Annotated in this window: 22 protein-coding genes; 19 read left to right on the top strand and 3 right to left on the bottom strand. The window is 62.7% G+C overall.

Annotated features, from left to right (window positions below):
• The first annotated feature begins 52 nt into the window (after nucleotides 1-52).
• Together LQ249_RS10900 and LQ249_RS10895 are read left to right on the top strand one after the other, a co-directional pair.
• On the top strand, nucleotides 53-1,240 hold the full coding sequence (locus LQ249_RS10900) for an acyl-CoA dehydrogenase family protein (RefSeq protein WP_057005830.1): 1,188 nt from the start codon (nucleotides 53-55) through the stop codon (nucleotides 1,238-1,240).
• 10 nt (nucleotides 1,241-1,250) lie between these two features.
• Entirely contained in the window at nucleotides 1,251-2,354 is a 1,104-nt protein-coding gene (locus tag LQ249_RS10895) for a sigma-54 interaction domain-containing protein (protein ID WP_232566447.1), read from the top strand.
• Here the strand turns inward: LQ249_RS10895 and LQ249_RS10890 are convergent.
• On the bottom strand, nucleotides 2,343-2,708 hold the full coding sequence (locus LQ249_RS10890) for an antibiotic biosynthesis monooxygenase (protein ID WP_017846906.1): 366 nt from the start codon (nucleotides 2,706-2,708) through the stop codon (nucleotides 2,343-2,345). The two genes, LQ249_RS10895 and LQ249_RS10890, sit on opposite strands and share 12 nt — an antisense overlap.
• A gap of 100 nt (nucleotides 2,709-2,808) precedes the next feature.
• Here LQ249_RS10890 and soxR point away from each other — a divergent pair, with 100 nt between their 5' ends.
• The 10 genes from soxR (at nucleotide 2,809) to LQ249_RS10840 (ending at nucleotide 10,382) form a co-directional block, all read left to right on the top strand.
• Nucleotides 2,809-3,249, top strand: coding sequence for a redox-sensitive transcriptional activator SoxR (gene soxR, locus LQ249_RS10885; RefSeq protein WP_017846905.1), 441 nt, complete (start codon nucleotides 2,809-2,811; stop codon nucleotides 3,247-3,249).
• A gap of 226 nt (nucleotides 3,250-3,475) precedes the next feature.
• On the top strand, nucleotides 3,476-3,937 hold the full coding sequence (locus tag LQ249_RS10880; RefSeq protein WP_017846904.1) for a VOC family protein: 462 nt from the start codon (nucleotides 3,476-3,478) through the stop codon (nucleotides 3,935-3,937).
• Nucleotides 3,938-4,231: 294 nt separating this feature from the next.
• Nucleotides 4,232-5,434, top strand: coding sequence for a PepSY-associated TM helix domain-containing protein (locus LQ249_RS10875; RefSeq protein ID WP_057005831.1), 1,203 nt, complete (start codon nucleotides 4,232-4,234; stop codon nucleotides 5,432-5,434).
• The gene (locus tag LQ249_RS10870; RefSeq protein WP_057005832.1) at nucleotides 5,431-5,967 is read left to right on the top strand and encodes a hypothetical protein; all 537 of its coding nucleotides are present in this window, start codon (nucleotides 5,431-5,433) and stop codon (nucleotides 5,965-5,967) included. The genes LQ249_RS10875 and LQ249_RS10870 overlap by 4 nt, the downstream gene beginning before the upstream one ends.
• A complete protein-coding gene (locus LQ249_RS10865) occupies nucleotides 5,964-6,293 on the top strand; it encodes a hypothetical protein (protein ID WP_017846901.1) in 330 nt (109 codons plus the stop codon). The genes LQ249_RS10870 and LQ249_RS10865 overlap by 4 nt, the downstream gene beginning before the upstream one ends.
• Nucleotides 6,290-6,850, top strand: a complete 561-nt coding sequence (locus tag LQ249_RS10860) for a DUF6162 family protein (RefSeq protein ID WP_057005833.1) — start codon at nucleotides 6,290-6,292, stop codon at nucleotides 6,848-6,850. Before LQ249_RS10865 ends, LQ249_RS10860 begins: the two co-directional genes overlap by 4 nt.
• 19 nt (nucleotides 6,851-6,869) lie before the next feature.
• Entirely contained in the window at nucleotides 6,870-7,790 is a 921-nt protein-coding gene (locus tag LQ249_RS10855; RefSeq protein WP_017846899.1) for a metal ABC transporter substrate-binding protein, read from the top strand.
• The gene (locus tag LQ249_RS10850; RefSeq protein WP_057005834.1) at nucleotides 7,787-8,533 is read left to right on the top strand and encodes a metal ABC transporter ATP-binding protein; all 747 of its coding nucleotides are present in this window, start codon (nucleotides 7,787-7,789) and stop codon (nucleotides 8,531-8,533) included. The genes LQ249_RS10855 and LQ249_RS10850 overlap by 4 nt, the downstream gene beginning before the upstream one ends.
• The gene (locus tag LQ249_RS10845) at nucleotides 8,530-9,429 is read left to right on the top strand and encodes a metal ABC transporter permease (protein ID WP_017846897.1); all 900 of its coding nucleotides are present in this window, start codon (nucleotides 8,530-8,532) and stop codon (nucleotides 9,427-9,429) included. Before LQ249_RS10850 ends, LQ249_RS10845 begins: the two co-directional genes overlap by 4 nt.
• Entirely contained in the window at nucleotides 9,429-10,382 is a 954-nt protein-coding gene (locus LQ249_RS10840) for a metal ABC transporter solute-binding protein, Zn/Mn family (protein ID WP_057005835.1), read from the top strand. The genes LQ249_RS10845 and LQ249_RS10840 overlap by 1 nt, the downstream gene beginning before the upstream one ends.
• Here the strand turns inward: LQ249_RS10840 and LQ249_RS10835 are convergent.
• A complete protein-coding gene (locus LQ249_RS10835; RefSeq protein WP_017846895.1) occupies nucleotides 10,363-11,088 on the bottom strand; it encodes a UTRA domain-containing protein in 726 nt (241 codons plus the stop codon). The two genes, LQ249_RS10840 and LQ249_RS10835, sit on opposite strands and share 20 nt — an antisense overlap.
• Nucleotides 11,089-11,439: 351 nt before the next feature.
• On the opposite strand from LQ249_RS10835, the gene LQ249_RS10830 reads away from it, so the two are divergent.
• The 6 genes from LQ249_RS10830 (at nucleotide 11,440) to LQ249_RS10805 (ending at nucleotide 16,727) form a co-directional block, all read left to right on the top strand.
• Nucleotides 11,440-12,507 (top strand): ABC transporter substrate-binding protein, encoded by a 1,068-nt coding sequence (locus LQ249_RS10830; protein WP_046491055.1) that lies wholly within the window; start codon nucleotides 11,440-11,442, stop codon nucleotides 12,505-12,507.
• A gap of 113 nt (nucleotides 12,508-12,620) precedes the next feature.
• Entirely contained in the window at nucleotides 12,621-13,427 is an 807-nt protein-coding gene (locus LQ249_RS10825) for an alkaline phosphatase family protein (RefSeq protein ID WP_057005836.1), read from the top strand.
• Nucleotides 13,428-13,432: 5 nt separating this feature from the next.
• Nucleotides 13,433-14,269, top strand: a complete 837-nt coding sequence (locus LQ249_RS10820; RefSeq protein WP_164887057.1) for an ABC transporter permease — start codon at nucleotides 13,433-13,435, stop codon at nucleotides 14,267-14,269.
• Nucleotides 14,256-15,056, top strand: coding sequence for an ABC transporter permease (locus LQ249_RS10815; RefSeq protein ID WP_017846891.1), 801 nt, complete (start codon nucleotides 14,256-14,258; stop codon nucleotides 15,054-15,056). Before LQ249_RS10820 ends, LQ249_RS10815 begins: the two co-directional genes overlap by 14 nt.
• Nucleotides 15,053-16,042, top strand: coding sequence for an ABC transporter ATP-binding protein (locus tag LQ249_RS10810; RefSeq protein WP_057005837.1), 990 nt, complete (start codon nucleotides 15,053-15,055; stop codon nucleotides 16,040-16,042). Before LQ249_RS10815 ends, LQ249_RS10810 begins: the two co-directional genes overlap by 4 nt.
• Before the next feature lie 31 nt (nucleotides 16,043-16,073).
• Nucleotides 16,074-16,727 carry an HAD family hydrolase gene (locus LQ249_RS10805; RefSeq protein WP_232566446.1) on the top strand — a complete coding sequence of 218 codons (654 nt, stop codon included), beginning with the start codon at nucleotides 16,074-16,076 and terminating at the stop codon, nucleotides 16,725-16,727.
• 128 nt (nucleotides 16,728-16,855) lie between these two features.
• Here the strand turns inward: LQ249_RS10805 and LQ249_RS10800 are convergent, their stop codons facing one another.
• Nucleotides 16,856-17,818: a zinc-binding dehydrogenase gene (locus tag LQ249_RS10800; protein WP_026140008.1), complete on the bottom strand. Its 963-nt coding sequence runs from the start codon at nucleotides 17,816-17,818 to the stop codon at nucleotides 16,856-16,858.
• Nucleotides 17,819-17,956: 138 nt separating this feature from the next.
• Here LQ249_RS10800 and LQ249_RS10795 point away from each other — a divergent pair, with 138 nt between their 5' ends.
• Entirely contained in the window at nucleotides 17,957-20,038 is a 2,082-nt protein-coding gene (locus LQ249_RS10795; RefSeq protein ID WP_169850794.1) for a carboxy terminal-processing peptidase, read from the top strand.
• Nucleotides 20,039-20,067 lie beyond the last annotated feature (29 nt).

Genomic DNA, 20,067 nt, shown 5'->3' with positions numbered 1-20,067 from the left:
TGCATTGCCCAATAGACAGCACACGGCATTAGAGCCCTATGAGGAACACCGCGTGACAGCCAACCCCCACAGCGTCCTGCCCTCACCTTTGCAGACCGCCAGACAGCTCGCCGCCGAATTCGCCCTCACCGCCGTCGAACGCGACGAGCGCGGCGGCACGCCAAAAACCGAACGGGATGCCCTGCGCCAAAGCGGTCTGCTGGCCCTGAGCATTCCCACTCAATACGGCGGCCTTGGTGCGCGCTGGAGCGACACCCTGGCCATCGTGCGTGAATTCGCCAAGGTCGACAGCTCCATCGCTCATGTCTTCGGTTTTCACCACCTGATGCTCGCTACGGTGCGCCTGTTTTCGCGGCCGGACCAATGGCAGCCGTGGTTCGAACAGACCGCACGCAAAAACTGGTTCTGGGGCAACGCCCTCAACCCGCTGGACACGCGCACGCAGGTCAAGGATTTCGGCGGTTGGCGTGAGTTCTCCGGCAAGAAGAGCTTCTGCTCCGGCGCCAGCGACTCGGAAATGCTGATCGCCTCGGCGGTGGATGAGAGCGCCGGCGGCAAGTTGCTGATCGCCGCCATCCCCAGCGGGCGCAGCGGCATCACCTTGCACAACGACTGGAACAATATCGGCCAGCGCCAGACCGACAGCGGCAGCGCCAGTTTCGAACGGGTGCGCGTCGAGGAGTCGGAATTGCTGCTCGACCCGGGCCCTCTGAGCACACCGTTCGCCTGCCTGCGCCCACTGATCGCGCAGTTGACCTTCACGCACATGTTCCTCGGCATAGCCGAAGGTGCCTTTGATGAAGCGCGCAACTACACCCTCACCGAAACCCGTGCGTGGCATAAATCCACCGCCGAGGATGTGCGCCAAGACCCTTACGTGCTGCACCACTACGGCGAATTCTGGGTGGCCCTGCAAGGTGTGCGCCTGTTGGTGGAACGCGCCGCCGCGCTGCTCGATCAAGCCTGGGCCCAGGGGCCGAACCTCAGCGAAAACGAACGCGGCCAACTAGCCATCGCCATCGCCACCGCCAAGGTCGCCGCCAGCCGCCAGGGCCTGGAGTTGTGCAGCCGCCTGTTTGAAGTCACCGGCGCGCGCTCCACCCATGCGTCACTGCGCCTGGACCGGCACTGGCGCAACCTGCGCACGCAAAGCCTGCACGACCCGGTGGACTACAAACTCCACGAACTGGGGGACTGGGCGTTGAACCAGTCCCTGCCGACTCCTACGTTCTATTCATAAAGAGGTGCCCATGCAGCTTTTAACCTTACCGCCCTCGCCCGCCCTCGCCACCTCGATCCGCGCCACGGCCCAGGTCTTCGAAGACCCGAAATCCCAGGCACTGCTCGACCATATCCAGCAAGTGGCGCCCAGCGAAGCCAGCGTGTTGATCATCGGCGAAACCGGGACCGGTAAAGAGCTGGTGGCGCGCCACATTCATAACCTCAGCGCACGACGCAACCGGCCCTTCGTGGCGGTGAACTGCGGGGCGTTTTCCGAATCGCTGGTGGAAGCCGAGCTGTTCGGCCATGAAAAAGGCGCCTTCACCGGCGCCCTCAGCGCCAAGGCCGGCTGGTTCGAAGAGGCCGACGGCGGCACCTTGTTCCTCGATGAGATCGGTGATTTGCCGATGGCGATCCAGGTCAAATTATTGCGCGTACTGCAAGAGCGGGAGGTAGTGCGCCTGGGCTCGCGCAAGAGCATTCCCATCGATGTGCGCGTGCTTGCGGCGACCAACGTGCAGCTGGAAAAAGCCATCAACGCCGGGCACTTCCGTGAAGACCTCTACTACCGTCTCGACGTGGTCAGCCTGGAACTCAGCCCGTTGCGCGAGCGTCCCGGCGATATCCTGCCGCTGACCCGACACTTCATCGAAGCCTACAGCCAGCGCCTGGGCTACGGCCCGGTCACCATCAGCCGCGAGGCCGAACACAAGCTGAAAAACTACAGCTGGCCAGGCAATATCCGCGAGCTGGAAAACGTGATTCACCACACCTTGCTGATCTGCCGCAATGGCGTGATCGAACGCGACGATTTACGCCTGTCGAACCTGCGCATCGAGCGTCAGGACGACAGCCAACACGGCACCGACAACAGTGCCGAAGCCTTGCTGGAACGGGCCTTTCAAAAGCTGTTCGAGGAACAGGCCGGTGCCCTGCATGAAAAAGTCGAGGACGCGTTGCTGCGTGCCGCCTACCGCTTCAGCCACTACAACCAGGTCCACACCGCCAACCTGCTGGGCCTGAGCCGCAACGTCACACGCACGCGCCTGATCAAGATCGGCGAACTGGCGGTGAACAAGCGCCGCCCGGGGGAAAACGTTCAGGGTGAGCGCATGCTGCACCTATCCATTTAAACGGCAGTGCAACGCATTGTCATGGCTGCGCTCGAAACTGTGCAGCACCTGGAACGAACCGAAGGTCACGGCCGTGGCCTGGTGGGCGCGTATCAGTGTCCAGAAATCTTCCTCGCCGTGCTCAACGCACTGGAAGGCCGCCTCGCCGTCCTCGCGTGAGCGCCATTGCAGGTAATTGAGTACCCGCCGCCCGTCATCGCTGACCTGCACACTCGCATTGAGAAAGCCGCCGTGCCCTTGGGCCAGGCGCTCGCTCTGGATGGACAACGCCGCGACCAGGGCGAGCTGTTGCTGGGGCTCGACCTGAAACTCGATCAATTGAGTGAAACTGCGATTCTTCTCTGATACCTGCATGAACACTCCCCTTTCTCTGTAGGCAGAATCTTGTGATTCGATACCACGCAGGGTAAAACCTCTAGTTAAGTCAAGGTCAAGGGTTAATCCGGAGTTTTTCATGGTTACCAAGGAGCTTACTGTTGGCCAACTGTCGGCCCGCAGCGGCGTGGCGGTCACGGCCCTGCATTTCTACGAAACCAAGGGGCTGATCAAAAGCAATCGCAATGCCGGCAACCAGCGGCGCTACCCGCGCGATGTACTGCGCCGGGTGGTGGTGATCAAGATCGCCCAGCGCCTGGGGATTCCGCTGGCGACGATTGGTGAAGCGTTGCAGGCCCTGCCGGATGGACGCACGCCGACGGCTAAAGATTGGCAGCGTTTGTCGGCATCGTGGCGGGCAGATCTGGACGAGCGCATCAACAAGCTGATGCTCCTGCGCGACAAGCTCAATGGCTGTATTGGCTGTGGATGCCTGTCGCTGGAAGCCTGCCCGTTGCGCAATCAGGGCGACCTGCTCGGTGAGCGGGGGCCGGGGGCTCAGTTGTTGGAGCCCAGTTGAAAAACCGCTCCCTGTGGGAAATGTTCACCTTAACCCCCTGGGACAGCGCCGCGCCCTGAAACCCGTGGTGTCGCTGCGGCTGGCGCCCGCCGCAGCACTGATGGCGGAACGATCTGCCGGTTCACTGTTGCCTGGGCAACACCTCGTCGGTTGCCCGCAAGCCACGGCTGGCGTGGCCTATAGTGAAAGGGCCGTCCCTTCATAAACACAATTCAGGGAGAATGATATGAGCGTAAAACCAATCCCCGAGGGCTATCACAGCATCACGCCCTACCTGGGCGTCGAAAAAGCCGCCGAAGCCATCGAGTTCTACAAAAAAGCCTTCAACGCCACGCAAGTCATGCGCCTGGACATGCCCGATGGCAAGGTCGGCCACGCTGAACTGCGTATCGGAGACTCGGCGATCATGCTCGCCTCGCCCTGCGGTGAAATGGCCTTCGGCAGCCCGCGCGATGGCCACACCAGTGTCGGCCTGCATTTATATGTGGACGATGTCGACGCGCAGTATCGACAAGCGGTCGCAGCCGGCGGCCTGTCCATTTCCGAACCCAAGGACCAGTTCTACGGCGACCGCTCCGCCACGCTGAGAGATCCGTTCGGTCATGTGTGGTTCCTCGCCTCCCGCAAGGAGAATCTGAACGAAGCACAAATCCGCCAGCGCGCCGAAGCGCTGTTCAAGCAAGGCTGAGCCTGGGAGCGGGCTTGCTCGCGATGGCGGGGTGTCAGGCGGTGCCTGACGGAGCGCCATCGCGGGCAGGCCCGCTGCCACTGTTTGATCGAGGGTCGGCTTGAGACAGGGGCTGCCCAGCACCGAGGCCTCAGCGCCCCGAATGTGAATCTGAAACATTTGCTTTCATATCTGGGTTAGGGATTTCTCATTCTCATCCGTCTTAACTTAGATACAGCCTGTCGCGTCAGCAAAAGCTACGACTGGCCTTTTCCGGGCCCTCATTGCCCCCCTCCGATCAAGACTCCCATTCACATGTCGAAGAAGTCGCGCTCAAAACTCTGGTTTCTCGTACACAGCTGGCTGGCATTACCCATCTGGTTTTTTGTACTGATCGTCTGCGTCACCGGCACCCTGGCGGTGGTCAGCCAGGAAATCGTCTGGCTGGCCAACCCGGAAATCCGCGCCAGCAAGCCGTCGGACGACGCCGAACCGCTGAGCTATGACCAGGTGATCAACGCCATCAAACGCGCCGAGCCCCTGGTGATCGTGCAATCCATCATCCGCCCGGACGAGTCGCACTTCGCCCTGAGCGTCACCCTCAGCTACCCCGACGGGCGCTCGGTGGAGGTCTATGTCAACCCTTACACAGGGGCGATCCAGGGCATCAGCCCGGCGTTCGACTTCAAACAATTCACCCGCGCCCTGCACGGCTGGTGGCTGGTGCCATTCACCAATGGGTTCAGTTGGGGCTGGTACCTGGTCTCCGCGCTCGGCCTGCCGTTGCTGGCGTCGTTGATCACCGGGCTGGTGGTGTACAAGCGCTTCTGGAAGGGCTTTTTGCGCCCGACCCTGCGCATCCGCCATGGCGCGCGGATCTTCTGGGGCGACTTCCATCGCCTGAGCGGTATCTGGTCGATCTGGTTCATCGCGGTCATTTCCATCACCGGCACCTGGTTCCTGATTCAGGCGATCCTGGGGGATAACCAGATTTCCATCTCCAGCGAACCCATCGTGCCGGTCATCGCCCGGGAGAACGTGCCGACGTCCGCCCCCGGCGTGCCGGCGCCGATGATTGCCCTGGACGACGCGATCGAAATCGCCAGCCAACGGATTCCGGGGCTGGAGACCAGCTTCGTGTTCCTGCCACTCAATGCCTACAGCCATCTGCAGATCGGCGGGCGGGGCTGGTACCCGTTGATGTTCCAGACCGCGCAGATCAACCCCTACACCGGCGAAGTGGCGGTTTCGCACCTGCTGTCCAACCGCTCGACGCTGGAGTTCGTCACCGAGTCCATGCGCCCGCTGCACACCGGCGACTTTGGCGGGCTGTGGATCAAGCTGATCTGGGCATTCTTCGGCCTGGTGTTGAGCATGATGGTGTTGAGCGGCCTGCTGATCTGGACCAAACGCACGGCCCTGGCCACCCTCCATGCCCTCAAGCGCAGCCACAAGGCGCCGCGCCAGGCGGCAGCGGTCGCGGCCCTGCAGGCTGAAATGACGGAGGGCAACCAATGAGCAAGGTCGCTGCCGCAACGCCTTCGCCACTGCGCGCCGTGTGGCTGAAATGGCGGTTCCACCTTAACGTCCTGCTGTTGCTGGTGCCCCTGGGCTTCATGCCCAAGTACTTAGCCGACGCCGCGCTGTTTCGCGGTGACAGCGGCATCGGCGAGCGGGTGGCCGGCGAGGTGCAGGTCGGGCCCTGGAGCCTGACCCTCGCCGAGTTCCGCAACGAAGGCCCGCGCCCGGACCCGGCCGGCCCGATGAAATTTTTCAATGCCGCCCTGTGCGCCAACTGCGCCGAGCAGGTCAAGGCAACCTACCTGCGTATCGGCAAACCGCGCAGCCTGCGCGCCGCCGGGGTGATCTTCTTCGGCACGCCGTACCGCATGGGCGCGCTGCTGCCGGTGCCCGAGCGCACGCCGGCCGACGCCGAACTGTGGGTCACCATGGAAGGCTGGGACGGCACGATGCACCAGGGTTCCATTGCGCTGAGCCAGGCCTCGCCTGCCACCATTGCCTGGCTGAACAAGCAAGGAGTCAAACCATGACATTGATACGCCTGAGCCGCGCCTGCGCCACGTTGTTGCTGTGCGCCGGTTTCTGTCCCACAGCCGTGGCCCACAACCCGATGTGCGAATGCAAGGAAATCCCCGGCGAACAGATCCAATGCACCGGCGGTTTTTCCGACGGCAGCGGCGCCCCCGGCGTGACCCTGGATGTGATCGGCTACGACGAAACCATCCTCGTGCCCGGCAAGCTCGGCGCGGACTCGACCCTGACCTTCAAGAAGCCCTCAGCCGAGTTCTACGTGCTGTTCGATGCCGGCCCCGGTCACGTCGTTGAAATCGACCAAGCGGATATCCCGTCCCAATGAGTACGACACAGGTGGTACGCCCAGCCGGGGCCGGGCACGAAACCCTCTATGTCCTGCTGCTGTGCCTGATCATCCTGGCGGTGGCCGGTACGGTGGTGGCCCTGCACGGTGAAACCCAGGCCGTGGTTGCCGTGCCCAGCCACCAGTTGGACGCGCGCCGCGACCTCAGCGCCGCCGAGCAAGGCATCTACGCCGACCTGCGCGTGACCCTGGATGAAATCCACTGGCTGCAGCAGGCACACAGCGTGCTGCCGACGCCCGCGCAACTGGCCGAAGAAGGCTTTGCGCCCTTTGCCCAGGACGCCAGCTCGGTCAGCCGTGGCGATCATCGCTGGCAGTTGCTGGCGCCGTCGGCCTACCTCGGCGTGAGCCAGGCGCCGGCCACCAGCGGCTCGCTGCTGATGCGGGTAACGGGCGCCGAGCCGGACATCTGGCTCAACCGCCGCCCAGACCTGGCCGCCCCCGCCGACCTCACCGACCAGGCGCTGATCGCGGCCGGCTGGCAGCAAGTGGTCGCGCAATTCGACGCCGGCGTGACCCGCCAGCACCGTCACTGACCGAGAAGACCGATTGCCCATGTCTATTTCATCGCCCCTTGTACGCCTGCTGCTGGTCAGCCTGATCAGCCTGCTGCTCGCTCCGCTGGCCAACGCCGAGGCAGCCAAGCGCCTGCGGATCGGCATCACCCTGCATCCTTACTACAGCTACGTCGCCAACATCGTCGGCGACAAGGCCGAGGTGGTGCCGCTGATTCCGGCCGGTTTCAACCCACATGCCTACGAACCGCGCGCCGACGACATCAAGCGCATCGGCACCCTGGATGTGATCGTGCTCAACGGGGTCGGCCACGACGATTTCGCCGACCGCATGATCGCCACCAGCGAGCGGCCGGACATCCCGGTGATCGAAGCCAACGCCAACGTGCCGCTGCTGGCCGCCACCGGCAACGCCGCGCGCGGCGCCGGCAAGGTGGTCAACCCGCACACCTTCCTGTCGATCAGTGCCTCGATTGCCCAGGTCAACAACATCGCCCGCGAACTGGGCAAGCTCGACCCGGACAACGCCAAAACCTACACCCAGAACGCCCGCGCCTACGGCAAGCGCCTGCGGCAGATGCGCGCCGAGGCCCTGGCCAAGCTGACCCGCGCGCCCAACCCGGACCTGCGCGTGGCCACAGTCCACGCAGCCTACGACTACCTGCTGCGCGAGTTCGGCCTGGAAGTCACCGCCGTGGTCGAGCCGGCCCACGGCATCGAACCCAGCCCGAGCCAGTTGAAGAAAACCATCGATGAATTGCGCGCCCTGGATGTGAAAGTGATCTTCTCGGAGATGGATTTCCCGTCCACCTACGTCGAGACCATCCAGCGTGAATCCGGGGTCCGGCTGTACCCGCTGTCGCATATCTCCTACGGCGAATACAGCGCTGAAAAGTACGAAGTGGAAATGACCGGCAACCTCAACACGGTGGTGCGGGCGATTCAGGAGTCGGGGGCATGACGGCGGCGCAACGCTTGAGCATGGTCAGCGTCGGCCCGACGATCGACTTCGACAAGGTGTCGCTGACCCTGGGCCGCACCGTGATCCTCGATGACGTGAGCTTCCAGGTGCAGCCAGGCAGCATCCATGCACTGGTGGGCCCGAACGGCGGTGGGAAAAGCTCGCTGATCAAAACGCTGCTGGGGCAAACGCCGCACCAGGGGCAACTGCGCCTGACGTGGCCGGACACGCCCGGCACCATTGGTTATGTGCCCCAGGCGCTGGAGTTCGACCGCGGCCTGCCGATGACCGTGGATGACTTCATGGCGGCGATGTGTCAGCGGCGCCCGGCGTTTCTCGGGCTGTCCAGGCATTACGCCGGCGCCATCGGCGAGGCCCTGGAACGGGTCGGCCTGCAGGACAAACGCAAACGGCGCATGGGCGCGTTGTCGGGCGGTGAACGTCAGCGCGTGCTGCTCGCCCAGGGGCTGATCCCGGCCCCGCAATTGCTGGTGTTGGATGAGCCGATGTCGGCCCTCGATGAAGCCGGTATCCAGGTGTTCGAACGTCTGCTCGATGACTGGCGCCGCGCCGGGATCACCGTGCTGTGGATCGAGCACGACCTGGACGCCGTGGGCCGCCTCGCCGACCGCGTCACCGGCCTGAACCGCCGCGTGCTGTTCGACGCCACACCCAAAGCCGCACTGACCCCGGATCGCCTGCTGACCCTGTTCTCCACCCATCCTCGGAGCCTGGCGCCATGAGTTATGAAGCGTTTCGCCTGATGGTCCAGGGCTGGGCCTCTTCCGGTTACCTGCCGGAGGCGCTGGCCTATGGTTTTGTGGTCAACGCCCTGCTCGCCGGCCTGCTGATCGGCCCGGTGCTGGGCGGCCTGGGGACGCTGGTGGTGGTCAAACGCTTTGCATTTTTCTCCGAAGCGGTCGGCCATGCCGCGCTGACCGGCGTGGCCGTGGGCATTCTGCTCGGCGAACCCTACACCGGGCCCTATGGCGCGCTGTTCGGCTACTGCCTGCTGTTCGGCATCCTGCTCAATTACCTGCGCAACCGCACCGGCCTGGCGCCGGATACCTTGATCGGCGTGTTCCTCTCGGTGTCCCTGGCGTTGGGCGCAAGCCTGCTGTTGATACTGGCGGGCAAGATCAACGTTCACATCCTGGAAAACGTGCTGTTCGGCTCGGTGTTGACGGTCAATGGCAACGACCTGCTGGTGCTGGCGATTGTCGGTTCGCTGGTGATGGCCCTCGCCCTGCCGCTGTACAACCGCATCATGCTCGCCAGCTTCAACCCGCAATTGGCGGCGGTACGCGGGGTGGCGGTGAAGACCCTGGATTACCTGTTCGTGATCCTGGTGACATTGATCACCGTCGCAGCGGTCAAGGTCATCGGGGCGATCCTGGTGGGCGCGCTGCTGGTGATTCCGGCAGCGGCGGCACGCTTGCTGAGCCAGTCGCTCAAAGGCTTCTTCTGGGTCTCCGTGGCGATTGCCACCGTCAGCACGTTGTGCGGCATCCTGCTGCCGATCATCTTCGACCTGCCCATCCCCTCCGGCGCCGCGATCATCCTGGTCGCCGGTATCGCCTTCGCCCTCGCCGCCATCGCGCGCGGCACCGTGCCCAGCCTCAAAGGGAATCTTGGATAATGCACCCTGTCTTTCGCTCACTGGCCTTGGCCATCGCTTGCCTGACCAGCGCGTCGGCGCTGGCCGTCGACGGTTTTGATCCGAAGAGTTTCAAAGTCAACCAAGGCCTGGGCCACGCCGCGCTGACCAAAGCGAAAAAACCTGTGAAGGTCCTCGCCTCGTTGCCCATTACCTATGGCCTGGCGGAGCTGCTGCTTAAAGGCAGCGACGTACAGCTCGAACGCGCCGCGCCGGCCAACCTGCCCGGTTCGCGGCAGGTGTCCTACTTCACCGGTCGTGGCGCGCCGGCCTTGAGCACGTTGGCGATGGATGCCGATGCCGTCATCGGCTTGCGTTCGCTGTGGGCCGACGACCCGCTGTACCCGGTGGCGCGACGCAGCAATATCCGCATCGTCGAAGTGGACGCCGCGCGCCCGGTGGACGGTGGCCTGCCGGGGATCGCGGTGCAACCGGGTGTCAGCGATGGCTTGAACAGCCAGCCGTGGCAATCGAGCAACAATATGGGGCGCATGGCCGATGTGATGGCCGCCGACCTGAGCCGCCTGGCACCGGGCGCGAAGGCGCAAATCGACGCGAACCTGGCCGCCCTCAAGCTGCGCCTGCTCAAGCTCACCGCCGACAGCGAAGCACGGCTGGCCCAGGCGGATAACCTGAGCGTGGTCAGCCTGAGTGATCACTTTGCGTATCTGCTCGGCAGCTTGAACCTGGAAGTGCTCGACACCGACGCACGCCCAGATGCCGACTGGACGCCCGAGGCCTTACAGCAACTGAGCAGCCGCCTGAAGGACCACGAGGTGGCCGTGGTGCTGCACCATCGCCCGCCAAGCGCGGCGGTGCAAACCGCGGTGACGGCCGGGGGCGCGCAACTGCTGGTCTTGAACGTCGACGGCGCCGACCCGGTGACGGCGTTGGAAAGCAATGTGGATCAACTGATCAAGACGCTGAGCCCATGACATCCACGCCCACGTGGATGGCATCATGCCGCCAGAACTCCAGGTCACAGTCGATCAAACGCTGATGCTGGTCATAGTTGACCCGGGCGATACGCAAGCCCGGGCTGCCCACCGACACGCGCAACGCGGCGGCGGCTTCCACCGGCAGTGAGGTCGGCACAATCTCGAAGCGTACCCGCCCGTAGTGCAAATCGTACTTGCGCGCATACAGCTCGGTCATCGACTGGTTCAGGTCGCAGGCCAGAATCCCGGGGAAATACTGCGGGTTCAGGTAGTGCTCCACATACAACACCAGGCGCTCATCGATCCTGCGCCGGCGGCAGATCTGGATCACGCTGGACAGCGCCGGCAATTGCAGCCACGCACACACCGCCGCCGATGCCGGTTGCAGCCGCGCGCTGATCACCTCGGTCGACGCCACGCGGCCCTGATCGTTGACCATTGCGTGAAAGTGGCTGCGCTGCATCAGGTTGTAGGCCAGGCGCGGCGGCGAGACAAACCAGCCACGGCGCTCCTCGCGATAGATCTGGCCTTGGGCCTCCAGTTGTAACAAGGCTTCCCGCACCGTAATCCGGGTGGTACCAAACAACTCGCTGAGCTTGCGCTCGGCGGGCAGTTTGCTGGCTGGCGGCAAAAGGCCATGGTCGATCTGCTCTTGCAGCGCCAGGCCGATGGATGTCACCGCCTTGATTGCCTCATCACGCATCAACGTTACCTATCTGGACTAGACCAGCACCGTTCAGGTGCATAAACCGCTCATTAAATGGGCTTGTATTACTGCATGCCAGCCTAGGCATTGCAGATGACCGACAGATGACAACCCCGGTCGAGCCTCGTGACAAACCTTGCAATCCGTCGGCCAAGTCCAAGGCCTGCGGGCGCTTGGGCATGGTCTACGCTAAACCTGCGCCGAGCGACATCGGCGCTTCAAAAACGACATCGACATGAAACTGTCATCCATCCCGCCTAGATTGGCTCAGGTATTGCTGACCTAGACCAACACCACCGCTAACGTTCATATAAAACGCCGCGTTGAAAACGCCCAAAGGAGCTTCGGATGAAACAGCTTTTCCTGGCATCACTGTTAGGCTCGACCATTGCCATGTGCACCGCCGCCATGGCCGCTGATACCGATCTAAAAACGCTCGAAGCCGCCGCAAAAGCGGAAGGCGCCGTCAACAGCGTCGGCATGCCCGATGACTGGGCCAACTGGAAAGGCACCTGGGATGACCTGGCCAAGACCTACGGCCTCAAGCACATCGACACCGACATGAGCTCGGCCCAGGAAATCGCCAAGTTCGCCGCCGAGAAAGACAACGCCAGTGCCGATATCGGCGACGTCGGCGCGGCCTTCGGCCCGATCGCGGTGAAACAGGGCGTGGTCCAGCCTTACAAACCAAGCACCTGGGCCCAGGTCCCGGATTGGGCGAAAGATAAAGACGGCAACTGGGCGCTGGCCTACACCGGCACCATCGCCTTTATCGTCAACAAAAAGCTGCTGCACGGCTCGGACGTACCAACCAGCTGGGCTGACTTGAAGAGCGGCAAATACAAGGTCTCCATCGGTGACGTGAGCACCGCCGCCCAAGCCGCCAACGGTGTGCTGGCCGCCGCCATCGCCAACAAGGGCGACGAGAAAAACCTGCAGCCGGCCCTGCTGATGTTCGCCGACATCGCCAAGCAAGGTCGCCTGTCCCTCGCCAACCCGACCATCGCCACCATGGAAAAGGGCGAAGTGGAAGTCGGCGTAGTCTGGGATTTCAACGGTTTGAGCTACAGAGCCAAGATGGCCAACCCGGATGACTACGTGGTGCTGATCCCATCGGACGGTTCGGTGATTTCCGGCTACACCACCATCATCAATAAATACGCCAAGCACCCGAACGCCGCCAAACTGGCCCGCGAATACATCTTCAGCGACGCCGGCCAGATCAACCTGGCCAAGGGCAATGCGCGGCCGATTCGCGCCGAACACCTGACGTTGCCGAAGGAAGTGCAGGACAAGCTGCTGCCGAACGAGCAATACAAGCACGTCACCCCGATCAAGGATGCCGACGCCTGGGAGAAGAGCTCCAAGGCACTGCCGCAGAAGTGGCAGGAAGAAGTCATCATCAATATGCAGTAATGCCTGAGCTGTAGATGCGGTCAGTGTGGGAGCAGGCTTGCCTGCTCCCACATTTGTTCCGGTCCCAACCGCAAACCCGATCCAAACCCATCTGTTGCGGAGCGTCTCCCCCTATGAAGCACAACGTCATCCTTGTGGTGCTCGACGGCCTGAACTTCGAGGTTGCCCGTCATGCCATGGGGCATCTGCAAGCCTACGTCGGCGCAGGACGCGCAGCCCTCTACAAACTCGAATGTGAACTGCCGTCACTCTCCCGGCCGCTCTACGAATGCATCTTCACTGGCGTGCCGCCGATCGACAGCGGCATCACCCACAACCATGTGTCGCGCCTGTCCAACCAGCGCAGCCTGTTCCATTACGCCCGCGACGCCGGTCTCACCACCGCCGCGGCGGCCTATCACTGGGTCAGCGAGTTGTATAACCGCACGCCCTTTATCGCCGCCCGTGACCGGCATACCGACGACAAGACCCTGGCGATCCAGCACGGGCACTTCTACTGGCAGGACCACTACCCGGATTCGCACCTGTTCGCCGACGCCGAAAGCCTGCGCTGCAGACACGCGCCGAACCTGCTGGTCGTCCACCCGATGAACATCGACGACGCCGGCCACAAGCACGGCCTCGACAGCGCGCAATACCGCAACAGCGCACGCTCGGCCGACATCCTCCTGGCCGACTACCTGCAAGGCTGGCTCGACGCCGGCTATCAGGTGCTGGTGACCGCCGACCACGGCATGAACAACGACCGCTCCCACAACGGCCTGCTGCCGGAAGAACGCGAAGTGCCGCTGTTCGTGATCGGCTCGGCCTTCACCTTCGATCCCGACGCCACGCCCAGGCAAACCGAGCTGTGCGGCACCGTCTGCGCGTTGCTGGGCGTGCCCCACGACAAACCTGTCTGCCGGGAGCTGTTGAAGTGAGCGCCATGACCCGCAGCAAATGGCTGGCGATCCTCTGCCTGATGCCCTTCGCGCTGTTCTTCATCGTGTTTGAAATTGCCCCGCTGGCGTGGGTGATGATCAACAGCCTGCAATCGGAAGAGTTCGGCTGGGGCCTGGCCAACTTCAGCAAAATCTTCAGTTCGAAGTTCTACCTGCAGGCGATCCAGTACAGCCTGGAGATCAGCTTCTACTCCAGCGTGTTCGGCATCATCATTTCGGTGCTCGGCAGCTACTCGTTGCGCCGCGTGGACTCGCCGCTGCGCAACTTCGTCACCGCCTTCGCCAACATGACCAGCAACTTCGCCGGCGTGCCCCTGGCCTTTGCCTTCATCATCCTGCTCGGTTTCAACGGCAGCATCACCATCATGCTCAAGCAGGCCGGGATCATTCAGGACTTCAACCTGTACTCCAAGACCGGCCTGATCATTCTCTACACCTACTTCCAGATCCCGCTGGGCGTGCTGCTGCTCTACCCGGCCTTCGATGCGTTGCGCGAAGACTGGCGCGAGTCCGCCGCCCTGCTGGGTGCCAACGGCTGGCAGTTCTGGCGCCACATCGGCCTGCCGGTGCTGACCCCCGCGCTGCTCGGCACCTTCGTGATCCTGCTGGCCAACGCCCTCGGCGCCTACGCCACGGTCTACGCGCTGACCACCGGCAATTTCAACGTATTGCCGATCCGGATCGCGGCGATGGTGTCCGGCGACATCTCCCTGGACCCGAACATGGCCAGCGCCCTGGCCGTGGTGCTGGTGGCGCTGATGACCGTGGTCACCGTGGTCCATCAATTGCTGCTCAAGAGGAGCTACCATGTCTCGCGCTGAAGCCGGCCCGGCCTCTCTCTACCACCGGGTGGTGGTGTACCTGTTGTTCGCGATCCTGGTGCTGCCGCTGATCGGCACCTTTGTCTACTCCATTGCCAGCAGCTGGTCGGCGACGATCTTGCCGGCCGGCTTTACCGTGAAGTGGTACGTGCAACTGTGGAGCGACCCGCGCTTTCTGATGGCTTTCGGCCAGTCCCTGCTGGTGTGCGTGGGCGCGTTGATTTTGTCGGTGGTGCTGATCCTGCCGCTGCTGTTCGTGGTGCATTACCACTTCCCCAGGCTCGACGCGTTGATGAACATCCTGATCCTGCTGCCGTTCGCGGTGCCGCCGGTGGTGTCGTCGGTGGGCCTGCTGCAACTCTATGGCTCCGGGCCGCTGGCGATGGTGGGGACGCCGTGGATTCTGATCGGCTGCTACTTCACCGTGGCGCTGCCGTTCATGTACCGCGCGATCACCAACAACCTGCAAGCCATCAACCTGCGCGACCTGATGGACGCCGCGCAACTGCTCGGCGCCAGCACCTGGCAGGCAGCGATCCTGGTGGTGCTGCCCAACCTGCGCAAGGGCCTGATGGTGGCGTTGCTGCTGTCGTTTTCGTTCCTGTTCGGTGAGTTCGTGTTCGCCAATATCCTCGTGGGCACGCGCTACGAAACCCTGCAGGTGTACCTGAACAACATGCGCAACAGCAGCGGCCACTTCACCAGTGCCGTGGTCATTTCCTATTTCTTCTTTGTGCTGGTGCTGACCTGGGCCGCCAACATCTTGAACAAGGACAAAAGCCAATGAGCTTCGTCAGCGTCCAACACCTGCAAAAAGGCTACGCCGGCACCCCGGTGTTCAGTGACATCAACTGCGAGATCGCCAAGGGCGAATTCGTCACCCTGCTCGGCCCGTCCGGCTGCGGCAAGTCCACCTTGCTGCGCTGCATCGCCGGCCTGACCTCGGTCGACAGTGGCCAGATCCTCCTCGACGGCCACGACATCGTGCCCTTGAGCCCGCAGAAACGGCAGATCGGCATGGTGTTCCAGAGCTATGCGCTGTTCCCCAACATGACCGTGGAACAAAACGTCGCCTTCGGCCTGCGCATGCAAAAGGTCAACGCCGACGACAGCCACAAACGCGTGCAGGACGTGCTGCAACTGGTGGAGCTCAAGGAGCTGGCCGGGCGCTACCCGCACCAGATGTCCGGCGGCCAGTGCCAGCGCGTGGCCCTCGCCCGCTCCCTGGTGACCCGCCCGCGCCTGTTGCTGCTGGATGAACCGCTGTCGGCGCTGGATGCGCGCATCCGCAAGCACCTGCGCGAGCAGATCCGCCAGATCCAGCGCGAGTTGGGCCTGACCACGATTTTCGTGACCCATGACCAGGAAGAAGCGCTGACCATGTCCGACCGGATCTTCCTGATGAACCAGGGCAAGATCGTGCAAAGCGGCGATGCCGAAACCCTCTACACCGCGCCGGTGGATGTGTTTGCCGCCGGGTTTATCGGCAACTACAACCTGCTCGACGCGGACAAGGCCAGCCAACTGCTGCAACGGCCGATCAGCGGGCGCATCGCGATTCGCCCGGAAGCCATCGAACTGAGCCGCAGCGGCGAACTCGACGCCCTGGTGCGCAGCCACAGCCTGCTGGGCAACGTGATTCGCTACCGTATCGAAGCGCGCGGCGTGGAATTGGTGGTGGACGTGCTCAACCGCTCGGCGGACGATCTGCACCCCGACGGCCAGCGCCTGGCACTTTCCATCGACCCGAGCGCACTGTGTGAAGTAGCCTGAGCAGCAGTGATTTTTTAAGAGAGTGTGACGGATGGCATTGGTAATTTTTGATTTGGACGACACCCTGATCCACGGCGACTGCGCCACCCTGTGGAGCGAGCAGATGGGCCGCCTGGCCTGGGTCGACCCCGAGTCGTTCATGCGCAAGAACAACGAACTGATGGACGCCTACAGCCAGGGCAAGCTGGCCATGGAAGAGTTCATGGACTTCAGCCTGGAGCCGATGATCGGCCGCACGCCGGAGGAGATCGAGCACTTGGTGCAGCCCTGGGTCGAGGACGTGATCGAACCGCTGATCTACAGCGACGCCACCCGCACCATCGCCCGCCACCGCGCGAACGGCGACCGGGTGCTGGTGATTTCCGCGTCGGGCACCCACCTGGTCACGCCGATTGCGGCGCGTATCGGCATCGACGAAGTGTTGGGGATCGAGCTGGATGTCAGCCACGGCGTGTACAGCGGCCGTACTGTCGGCGTCCTGACCTACCGCGAAGGCAAGATCACCCGTTTGCTCGAATGGCTGGAGCAGGAAGGAGAAACCCTGGAAGGCGCGTACTTCTATTCGGATTCGCGCAATGATCTGCCGCTGCTGCTGAAGGTGGATAACCCGCAGGTGGTGAACCCCGACCCGGTATTGCGCGAGCACGCCGAAAAAGCCGGCTGGCCGGTCCACCGCTGGGCCTGACTCGACCAAAATCCAAATGTGGGAGGGGGCTTGCCCCCGATGACGGTGTATCAGATGAAATATTCTTCACTGACACACCGTCATCGGGGGCAAGCCCCCTCCCACATTGACCACATTCCAATTCGGGGTCAGGTCAGGCTGTCGTCGATCACCAACACCAACTTGCCGGAAATCTGGTTGGTCGCCAGCTCAGCAAACGCCGCCTCGGCATCGTTGATCGGGAAGGTCTTGGCCAGTTGCGGGCTCAAGCGGCCTTCGGCAAACAACGGCCAGACATGCTGGCTCAGGTCACTGAACAGGTCGGCCTTGAACTGATCGTCACGGCTGCGCAGGGTCGAGCCCAGCAGTTGCACTCGCTTGCCCAGCACCTGCGCCAGGTCCAGTTGCGCCTCGCGCCCGCCCATCAGGCCGATCAGCACCCAACGACCGTCCAGGGCCAGCAACTTGAGGTCCAGCGCCGCGTAGCTGGCGCCGACCGGGTCGAGGATGACGTCGAACGGCCCGAAATCCCGCAGCCCTTCGATACCGTCCGTGCGGACCACGCCGCCCTGGGCGCCGAGGGCTTCACAGTAGGCCAACCGATCCGCCGAGCCGACACTGACCCAGCACGGGCTGCCGAATGCCTTGCACAACTGGATCGCCGCCGAACCCACGCCACTGGCGCCGGCATGCAGCAACACCTTCTCGCCGGGCTTGACGCCCGCCAGTTGGAACAGGTTCAACCACGCGGTGCTATACACCTCGGGCAATGCCGCCGCTTCGATCAACGACAGGCCTTCCGGCACCGGCAGCACGTGACGGGCGTCCACCACCACTTCCTCGGCCATGCCGCCGCCGGCCAGCAGCGCGCAGACGCGGTCGCCGACCTGCCAGGACGAACCCGCGCCGACCTCGCTGATCACCCCGGAACACTCCAGGCCCAACACCTTGCTGACGCCCGGCGGCGGCGGATACAGCCCCGCACGCTGCAATAAATCGGCACGATTGAGGCCCGCAGCCGCCACCCGAATGCGAACCTGACCTACATCGCATGTAGGACTTGGCTCTTCCAACCACTCCACATGACCTTCAACGCCTTGCAATGCTTTCACAGTGCCTCCATAGTGAGTCTGGACTGAGCCCGTAGCTGTATCGCCGGGCTTTTTGCATTATGCGACCGGCCCAAATGGAACCGGCGACTTCAAAGACGGCCTAATATGCGTTATCAATTGCCCCCGCGTCGAATCAGCATGAAGCATTTGTTCCCAAGCACCGCCCTAGCTCTTTTCATTGGTCTCGGCTTGTCGTCGATGTCGACCAATACGTTCGCAGCCAACAGCTGGGACAATCTTCAGCCTGATCGCGATGAGGTGATTGCCAGCCTTAACGTCGTCGAGTTGCTCAAGCGTCATCACTACAGCAAGCCGCCGCTGGACGACGCTCGCTCGGTGATCATCTATGACAGCTACCTCAAGCTGCTGGACCCGTCGCGCAGCTACTTCCTGGCCAGCGACATCGCTGAGTTCGACAAGTGGAAGACCCAGTTCGACGACTTCCTCAAGAGCGGCGACCTGCAGCCCGGGTTCACCATCTACAAGCGTTACCTGGACCGCGTCAAAGCGCGTCTGGACTTCGCCCTGGGTGAATTGGACAAAGGCATCGACAAGTTCGACTTCACCGAGAAGGAAAGCCTTCTGGTGGATCGCAAGGACGCCCCTTGGCTGACCAGCACCGCCGCCCTGGATGACCTGTGGCGCAAACGCGTCAAGGACGAAGTGCTGCGCCTGAAGATCGCCGGCAAAGAGCCAAAGGCCATTCAAGAGCTGTTGACCAAGCGCTACAAGAATCAGCTGGCACGTCTGGACCAGACCCGTGCCGAAGATATCTTCCAGGCCTACATCAACACCTTCGCGATGTCCTACGATCCGCACACCAATTATCTGTCGCCGGATAACGCGGAAAATTTCGATATCAACATGAGTCTGTCGCTGGAAGGCATCGGTGCCGTCCTGCAAAGCGACAATGACCAGGTGAAAATCGTGCGTCTGGTACCGGCCGGTCCGGCAGACAAGACCAAGCAGGTCGCCCCTGCCGACAAGATCATCGGCGTGGCCCAGGCCGACAAAGAGATGGTCGATGTGGTCGGCTGGCGCCTGGACGAAGTGGTCAAGCTGATCCGTGGGCCGAAAGGCAGCGTGGTGCGCCTGGAAGTGATTCCGCACACCAATGCGCCGAACGACCAGACCAGCAAGATCGTGTCCATCACCCGTGAAGCGGTGAAGCTCGAAGACCAGGCCGTGCAGAAAAAAGTCCTCAACCTCAAGCAGGATGGCAAGGACTACAAGCTGGGCGTAATTGAAATCCCGGCCTTCTACCTGGACTTCAAGGCCTTCCGGGCCGGCGATCCGGACTACAAGAGCACCACGCGCGACGTTAAGAAGATCCTGACCGAGCTGCAGAAAGAAAAAGTCGACGGCGTGGTCATCGACCTGCGCAACAACGGCGGCGGCTCCCTGCAGGAAGCCACCGAGCTGACCAGCCTGTTTATCGACAAGGGTCCGACCGTGTTGGTGCGCAACGCTGACGGCCGTGTCGACGTGCTCGAAGACGAGAACCCGGGCGCCTTCTACAAAGGCCCGATGGCGTTGCTGGTCAACCGCCTGTCGGCCTCGGCCTCGGAGATTTTCGCCGGCGCCATGCAGGACTATCACCGCGCCTTGATCATCGGCGGCCAGACCTTCGGCAAAGGCACCGTGCAGACCATCCAGCCGCTGAACCATGGCGAGCTGAAACTGACCCTGGCCAAGTTCTACCGGGTTTCCGGGCAGAGCACCCAGCATCAGGGCGTGCTGCCGGACATCGACTTCCCGTCGATCATCGACACCAAGGAAATCGGCGAGAGCGCCCTGCCCGAGGCCATGCCGTGGGACACCATCCGTCCTGCGATCAAGCCCGCGTCGGACCCGTTCAAGCCATTCCTGGCGCAGTTGAAGGCTGACCACGACACCCGCTCCGCCAAGGATGCCGAGTTCGTGTTCATCCGCGACAAGCTGGCCCTGGCCAAGAAGCTGATGGAAGAAAAATCCGTCAGCCTCAATGAAGTGGATCGTCGCAAGCAGCACGCCGACATCGAGAATCAGCAACTGGTGCTGGAAAACGTCCGCCGCAAGGCCAAGGGCGAAGACCCACTCAAGGAACTGAAGAAAGAAGATGAAGACGCGCTGCCGGCCGAGGCGGATAAAACCAAGCCGGAAGACGACGCCTACCTGGCCGAGACAGGCCGGATTCTGCTGGACTACCTGAAAGTGACCAAACAGGTGGCCAAGCAGTAAATGATGGCTATTTAATGTGATCGCTCCGC

This window comes from Pseudomonas sp. 7-41, from assembly GCF_021233075.1.
GTDB classification, from domain to species: Bacteria; Pseudomonadota; Gammaproteobacteria; order Pseudomonadales; family Pseudomonadaceae; genus Aquipseudomonas; species Aquipseudomonas veronii.
The sequence above is the reverse complement of the archived record's forward strand: the minus strand, read 5'-3'. Positions and strand labels throughout refer to the sequence as shown.

Excerpts from the sequence above, each read along its gene's own strand:
- LQ249_RS10870 (WP_057005832.1), top strand. The coding sequence starts at position 5,431 with ATGAGCAAGGTCGCTGCCGCAACGCCTTCGCCACTGCGCGCCGTGTGG.
- LQ249_RS10815 (WP_017846891.1), top strand. The coding sequence starts at position 14,256 with ATGTCTCGCGCTGAAGCCGGCCCGGCCTCTCTCTACCACCGGGTGGTG.
- LQ249_RS10825 (WP_057005836.1), top strand. The coding sequence starts at position 12,621 with ATGAAGCACAACGTCATCCTTGTGGTGCTCGACGGCCTGAACTTCGAG.
- LQ249_RS10850 (WP_057005834.1), top strand. The coding sequence starts at position 7,787 with ATGACGGCGGCGCAACGCTTGAGCATGGTCAGCGTCGGCCCGACGATC.
- LQ249_RS10880 (WP_017846904.1), top strand. The coding sequence starts at position 3,476 with ATGAGCGTAAAACCAATCCCCGAGGGCTATCACAGCATCACGCCCTAC.
- LQ249_RS10855 (WP_017846899.1), top strand. The coding sequence starts at position 6,870 with ATGTCTATTTCATCGCCCCTTGTACGCCTGCTGCTGGTCAGCCTGATC.
- soxR (WP_017846905.1), top strand. The coding sequence starts at position 2,809 with ATGGTTACCAAGGAGCTTACTGTTGGCCAACTGTCGGCCCGCAGCGGC.
- LQ249_RS10875 (WP_057005831.1), top strand. The coding sequence starts at position 4,232 with ATGTCGAAGAAGTCGCGCTCAAAACTCTGGTTTCTCGTACACAGCTGG.
- LQ249_RS10835 (WP_017846895.1), bottom strand. The coding sequence starts at position 11,088 with ATGCGTGATGAGGCAATCAAGGCGGTGACATCCATCGGCCTGGCGCTG.
- LQ249_RS10840 (WP_057005835.1), top strand. The coding sequence starts at position 9,429 with ATGCACCCTGTCTTTCGCTCACTGGCCTTGGCCATCGCTTGCCTGACC.
- LQ249_RS10860 (WP_057005833.1), top strand. The coding sequence starts at position 6,290 with ATGAGTACGACACAGGTGGTACGCCCAGCCGGGGCCGGGCACGAAACC.
- LQ249_RS10895 (WP_232566447.1), top strand. The coding sequence starts at position 1,251 with ATGCAGCTTTTAACCTTACCGCCCTCGCCCGCCCTCGCCACCTCGATC.
- LQ249_RS10865 (WP_017846901.1), top strand. The coding sequence starts at position 5,964 with ATGACATTGATACGCCTGAGCCGCGCCTGCGCCACGTTGTTGCTGTGC.
- LQ249_RS10830 (WP_046491055.1), top strand. The coding sequence starts at position 11,440 with ATGAAACAGCTTTTCCTGGCATCACTGTTAGGCTCGACCATTGCCATG.
- LQ249_RS10795 (WP_169850794.1), top strand. The coding sequence starts at position 17,957 with ATGAAGCATTTGTTCCCAAGCACCGCCCTAGCTCTTTTCATTGGTCTC.
- LQ249_RS10890 (WP_017846906.1), bottom strand. The coding sequence starts at position 2,708 with ATGCAGGTATCAGAGAAGAATCGCAGTTTCACTCAATTGATCGAGTTT.
- LQ249_RS10820 (WP_164887057.1), top strand. The coding sequence starts at position 13,433 with ATGACCCGCAGCAAATGGCTGGCGATCCTCTGCCTGATGCCCTTCGCG.
- LQ249_RS10845 (WP_017846897.1), top strand. The coding sequence starts at position 8,530 with ATGAGTTATGAAGCGTTTCGCCTGATGGTCCAGGGCTGGGCCTCTTCC.
- LQ249_RS10810 (WP_057005837.1), top strand. The coding sequence starts at position 15,053 with ATGAGCTTCGTCAGCGTCCAACACCTGCAAAAAGGCTACGCCGGCACC.
- LQ249_RS10805 (WP_232566446.1), top strand. The coding sequence starts at position 16,074 with ATGGCATTGGTAATTTTTGATTTGGACGACACCCTGATCCACGGCGAC.